At 53.6% G+C, this 617-nt stretch carries 2 protein-coding genes; one reads left to right on the forward strand and one right to left on the reverse strand.

Annotation, left to right across the window (positions count from 1 at the left end):
• Window positions 1-44 precede the first annotated feature (44 nt).
• Window positions 45-329 (reverse strand): EcoRII N-terminal effector-binding domain-containing protein, encoded by a 285-nt coding sequence (locus AX703_RS28790; protein WP_082734364.1) that lies wholly within the window; start codon window positions 327-329, stop codon window positions 45-47.
• Between the two features lie 98 nt (window positions 330-427).
• Between AX703_RS28790 and AX703_RS28170 the strand changes: the two genes are divergently transcribed.
• A partial coding sequence (locus AX703_RS28170) for a hypothetical protein (RefSeq protein ID WP_231735340.1) occupies window positions 428-617 on the forward strand: 190 nt, incomplete at its 3' end.

The following is a 617-nucleotide window of genomic DNA, read 5'->3' on the forward strand; positions in this document are numbered from 1 at the left end:
CAAATCCGCTAAAACCCACGCATTCCCAAAGGCTTCAGAGTTTTTCACGGGCGACGACGTAGCCACTCGGCGGGAATTTCATGAGGTTGCAGCCAGCAGCTTCTTGCAACTGGCACCGCGTTGCGCAGGATTGGCAGGTGCTGAGGTGGCCAAGACAGCCACTTTCCGGGTTCGACCGGTCCAACCCGATCCTCGACCACTTCCTCCTCGGTCGAATTGCGACAGACCCATGCCCGACAACCGACGGCATGCCCTTCGGGATCGGTCTGGAAGGCAAAGATGGCAAGTGCGCGAGCGCTCCGGTGCTCCGGTGATCCGTTAAGGCAAATCCTATACCCTTCAGATTACCTAAATTCATCCAGTTCCGTGGAGACTTTTCGCCTCTTACCGCACTTTCGGTGTAAAGGCTAATCAGAGGCGAAGAGAAATGATCTATACGGCGGTCGATTATCTTTACAGGGATGCAGCGAACTATAAGGTTTTCGGTAAATTCTGGCTTTTAGGCACTCTTACGGATGATGAATTTAAGGCAATTCGCGACGCATGCGAAGGAGGTGATCTTAGAAGTGGTCGGGTTGGTCTGCACAGGGTTCGGCAACGGATAAGTGGATCGCCTG

Source organism: Novosphingobium sp. CCH12-A3 (assembly GCF_001556015.1).
In the GTDB taxonomy this organism is placed as follows: Bacteria; Pseudomonadota; Alphaproteobacteria; order Sphingomonadales; family Sphingomonadaceae; genus Novosphingobium; species Novosphingobium subterraneum.